This window comes from Mycobacterium sp., from assembly GCF_019243155.1.
Lineage (GTDB): Bacteria > Actinomycetota > Actinomycetes > Mycobacteriales > Mycobacteriaceae > Mycobacterium.
Map to the genome: position 1 here is coordinate 1 of NZ_JAFAUS010000006.1, position 4963 is coordinate 4963.

The 4963-nt window shown below is 65.5% G+C and carries 4 protein-coding genes; all 4 read right to left on the bottom strand.

The window, feature by feature from the left end:
- Positions 1–63: 63 nt before the first annotated feature.
- Positions 64–783, bottom strand: a complete 720-nt coding sequence (locus JOZ00_RS00415; RefSeq protein WP_293338332.1) for a mammalian cell entry protein — start codon at positions 781–783, stop codon at positions 64–66.
- Complete coding sequence (locus JOZ00_RS00420) at positions 783–2510, bottom strand: virulence factor Mce family protein (RefSeq protein ID WP_293338334.1); 1728 nt, start codon at positions 2508–2510, stop codon at positions 783–785. Before JOZ00_RS00420 ends, JOZ00_RS00415 begins: the two co-directional genes overlap by 1 nt.
- A 12-nt stretch (positions 2511–2522) precedes the next feature.
- Positions 2523–3677, bottom strand: a complete 1155-nt coding sequence (locus JOZ00_RS00425) for an MCE family protein (protein WP_293338336.1) — start codon at positions 3675–3677, stop codon at positions 2523–2525.
- Positions 3674–4963 (bottom strand): virulence factor Mce family protein (locus JOZ00_RS00430; RefSeq protein WP_293338338.1); only part of this gene is annotated, 1290 nt, incomplete at its 5' end. The genes JOZ00_RS00425 and JOZ00_RS00430, both read right to left, overlap by 4 nt.

Sequence of the window (4963 nt, forward strand, 5' to 3'; positions counted from 1 at the left end):
ACCCCACGAACACCGCGATCAGGAGGTAGCCCGCGGCGACGAGCAGCCGTCGCCGCCACCGCATCAATTACCCCCGTCTGGATACTTCAGGTCGTAACCGGTCATCTTGCCGGCATCGTCTTGGTGCACGATGACGCGCAAACGATACGGCATGGACGGTTTGTTTACTCCGTCGATATCGGCGACCGTGACGCGCACCGACACCAACACCGACGCATTCTCGGTGACCGAGTCATACCCCTCCAAGGCCGAACCGTTGATGACGGCTTCGGAGGTCGCGTTGGTGGTGCGGAACAGGGCTTTGAGATTCTCGACGTTGTTGTTGGCGCCCAGCATGCCGCGTAAGGGGCCGCTGGTGCCGTTGACGAACCGGTTCACGCTCTCGTCGATGTTGTCCTGCTTGTAGCTGAACATGTTGACCACCGTCTGAGTGGCGGTGTCGACGAAGCGCTGGTCGCGCGTCTGTAAAGCGTTGGCGTGCCGCTGGTCTTTCATCATGACGGCCACACCGGCGGCAAGCGCGCCAATTGCCAAGAGCGCGGCCGCGAACGAGATCCACCCGACCAGGACGCGGTTCGGCTGCCGCCGCGGCGGAGGCTTGACGGACTTCAGGGTCCTGCGAACCGGCCCAGCGGTTTTCGCCGGCTTTGCCGCTTTGTCGGCAACGTCCACCTGGACGGGGGCCGCGGGGGTCGACTCGCTCTTTGCGGGGCCGGCCGCGCGAGAGGCGCGACGACGCGCGTGCGTCTTGGTCGTTAATTCTTCTGCCACAACAGGTTCCATCACATCGGTCTTGGGTCAAGCATCAGGTCCACCCAGTTCTCGGCACCTGAAGTGCCGCCTTGGGCTCCCGGCGCGAAAATACCAGTGCCGCCCGCGGGATCCTTGAATGCGCCGGTCGTCTGGTCGTAGGTCGCGTAGGCCCGGCCGCTGGCCTGCGGCTGTCCGCCAGGGGGTGGGCCCCACGGCTTCTCCGGACCCGGGCCCGGGGGCGGCGGGTTGATCCCCACCGGAGGTGCCGGCGGGGGCAGCCATTTCGGATACGGAAGCTGCGGCGGGACCGGCGGCACCCCGGGCGGCTGCCACGAGGTGAACGGCGGTGGTGGCCCGTTGTCGTTCGGAGGCGGCGGATCGTATGCCGGTTGTTTGTTCGGTAGTGGGCCGGGCCCCGGTACCACACCGGGAGGAGGCGGTCCGACGATCGGCGTCCCGGGATCGGGTTCGGCGCCCGGCGGAATGTACGGGAACTTGTTGGGCGGCAAGGTGTTCAGCCCATTGGTTTCGGGCGTGTTGTACGGGACGGGCGGACCGCGCCACGGGTTGCGACCAACTGGCACATAGCCCTGCGGGTCGCGACACTGCTGAACCGTCGGCGCACGTTTGCCGGGGATCTCCTGGCACGGATAATTTCGCGCACCGCGCACGGTGCTCGGATCGTTCTGCGCGACCTTGCAATACATGTCTCGGGGTAGCTCGCGCACCGTCTCGTCCGCGGGCGTGCGCATCAACGGCGGAGGAAGGAACCCGACTGCGCACGGCGGTGGGTCATTGAGGTCGAGCTTGAAATCCAGCTTGGCACCCTCGTCTTGGGGTGCACCGCCGGCGGCCGTCGTGATCGCGGCGAACAGCGCAGGCAGCACGACGAGCAGTTGCTCGATCGACTTGTGATAGATGACGCCGACCCGGCCCAGGTTGGCCAGGCTGGCGGCGAGCGCCGGGAAGGACGGGCGGATACCGGAGAACGCTGTATTGGCCTCGTCGACCGCCCCAGGGGCGATTTCCAATGTCGAGCGCAACTGCGGATCGGCCTGCCGCACCTCGGAAGTGAACCGCGCCAACCCGTCTGACAGCGACTTGATGTCACCGCCCGCACGAATCTGGGCCTGAAGGAACGGACCGGCCTGGTCGATCAGCTGTGACACCTGCGGATAATTGGCGTTGGCCTCGTCCACCAGCAGTCGGGCCGACTCGAACAGCCGGGCCAGTTCGGGACCCGAACCGTTTGCCGCGATGAACGTCTCATGCAACAGCTCGCGCAGTCGGGTGTCGCCGAGGCTGTTGACCAGAGTCTCGGCCCGCTTCAACAGGTCGGCGACGTCCTGGCCGATCCGGGTGTTCTGGCGGTCGATGCGAGATCCGTTGTGCAGCTTCGTCGATGCCGGTGGGTTCGGCGGCACCAGGTCGATGTACTGCTCACCGACGGCCGACACACTCTTGACGGTGGCGGTGACGTTCGACGGGATGGGAGTGCCACTGTTCAGCCGCATCCCTGCGGTGACGCCTGTCGGGTTGAGGCCCACGGACAACACCCGGCCGACCGCCACACCGCGATAGGTGACGTTGGCGTTCTTGTACAGACCGCCACCGGCGACGAAATCGGCGTTCACGACATAGGTCCCGAGACCGAACGTGGCGGGCAGCCGCAGGTAGAAGATCGCCATCACGGTCAATGTCAGGGCGGTGATCACGGCGAATATCGTCAACTGGATCTTGGTCAGTTTGTCATGCATCTGCGTCCGCCCTCACTGTCCCGACGCCGTTCCGGGCGGAATCTTGAATGGGTCGGCCGCCTGTCCGGACAGGTTGGCCTGTTCGCCGACCAAGAAGTCCGGTGCGTTGAGGATCTCGTTCATGTGGGCCATGTTCGGGTCGAAATACGCCGTGGTGAAGAACGTCTCACCGATCCGGCGCAGGGTGAGGTCGAACGTGGTGAACACGTTGAGGTAGTCGCCCCGGACGGCCTGCTTGATGCCGAAGTTGGGGAACGGGAACGTCAGCAACAGCTGCAGCGAGGTGACGAAGTTCTTCCGGTTGTCGTTGAGCGCCTTGGCGGCGGCGTACAGATCTTTGAGATCCGCGGCGAAGTCCACCTTGGTTTTCGCGAGCACGTGTGAGGTGACATTTGCCAACTTCTTGAGCGCGGCGAAGGCCTCGACGATGTGGCCGCGGTTCTTGTTGAGCACGCGCAACGCTTCTGGCAGCGTGTCCAGTGCCCGGCCCAGGTTGTCCTTATCGTGCGCCAGGGTCGCCGAGAACCGGTTCAATCCATCGACGGCGTCGATGATGTCATCGACCTGCCGGTTGAGTCCGGCCGTCAATTCCGCAAGGTGCGGGATCAGGTCGACGAACTGGTCCTGCCGACCCGCGACGGCCTGGTAGGTCTCGTCGGTGATCTCTTCCAGGGCACCCACGTTGCCCTTGTTCACCACCACGCCGAGCGCCGAAAGCACTTCCTCGGTGGTGGGATAACGGCCGGTGTGGGACTCGGAGATCTTCGACCCGTCGCTCAGCCGGCCGACGGCGGGCTTGTCCTTCGGACGCGCCAAGTCGATGTGCATCGAGCCCAGCAGCGACGTCTGGGCGACCGTCGCCGTCGAGTTGGCCGGCAGCACGACATTTTTGTTCAGCGCTAATTTCACTGCGGCATAAAAGGATCCATCCGCCCGCTGGATGGCTTGAATGCCGGAGACGCTGCCGACGGTGACGTCGTCGACCATCACCGGAGAGTTCTGCGGCAGGGTGGCCACGTCGGGCAGATCCACGGTGATCGAGTAGGCGCCGCTGCCGTGACCGGCGGTGCCGGGCATCGAGAGCGAATTCAACCCGCTGAACTGGCAACCGGCCAGCAACGCGCTGCCGAGAGCTAACGCACTGCCGCGCAACCATATTCGGCTCATCCGCCGGCCCCCTGATCGGTGGGCGCGATGGGTTGGCCGGGCGGCGGCCCCGGCAGGGGGCCGAACGGGCTACCGGGAGCCGGGCCGGGCGCGGGACCGCCTGCCGGGGCGCCTGGTGCGGGATTGGCCTGCGGGGCCGGCGGCACAAGCAGGGCCTGCAGGTCGGCCGGGTTCTGCGCGGCCGGCGGCGTCTTGGCCCCATTGGCCGGGACCCACGTCAGCTGCGGGACCGGGGTCGCGGACTTGGCCTGGGTCTCCGGGGTGTCATAGATGATCTGGCCCTTGTACGCCGTAATCGTGTTCAGCGGGTGGAACATGATCGGCGGATAGTTCACGGTGAGCCGGCGCAGCACCGGTCCCAACCGCTCGCGACAGAGTTCGGCGCGCCGGTAGTAGTCGGGCGCCCTTGGCCCACCAGCGGTTTCGAACGATCCACCGCAGATGAACTGCACGGGGTTGGCGAATTCGGGTATCGACAGCAGCCCGTTGAGCGTGCCCTGCGCGGGATCGTAGATGTTGTAGAAGTTGGCGATACCCGGGCCGGCCACGTGCAGCACCTGCTCGATGTTGTCGCTCTGGTCGCTCAGCGTCTTGGCAAAGTCGTTGAGGTTATTGACCGTATCGATGATCGTCGAGTTGTTTTCGTGCAGGAAGCCACGGACGTCCGAGAGCGCTTTATTCAGCGTGCCCAGGGTGTTGTCGAGATGGCGCGAGCTGTCGGCGAGCACCTGTGACACCGACGCGACGCTACCGGCGAACTGGACGATCTGTTCGTTGCTCGCCGAGAGTGCGTCGACGAGAACCTGCAGGTTCTTGACCGTGCCGAAGATGTCGCTGCGCGAATCCCCCAGTCGCCCAGCGGCTTGCGAGAGCTCACGCAGCGCGTCGTGGAACGACTCGCCCTTGCCGTTGAGGGTGTCCGCGGCCTGATTGATCGCCTGACCCAGGGGGCCCTGCATCGATCCCGTCGTCGGCCCGAGCTGGGCCGCCAGCTGGGTCAGGGATTCCTTGACCTCGTCCCATTCCACCGGAACCCCGGTGCGGTTCAGGCCGATGCTGCCGCCGTCGGGTAGTTCGGCCCCGCCGGTATAGGCCGGGGTCAACTGAATGAACCGCGCCGACACCAGGTTCGGCGACAAGACGATGGCCTTGGCATCCTTCGGGATCTTGACGTCCTTCGACACGGACATGGTGATCTTGACGTCGGAGGGCCGCGGTTCGATCGTGTCGACCTGGCCCACCGGTACGCCCAGGACGCGAACCTGGTCGCCGGGGTAGAGCCCGAC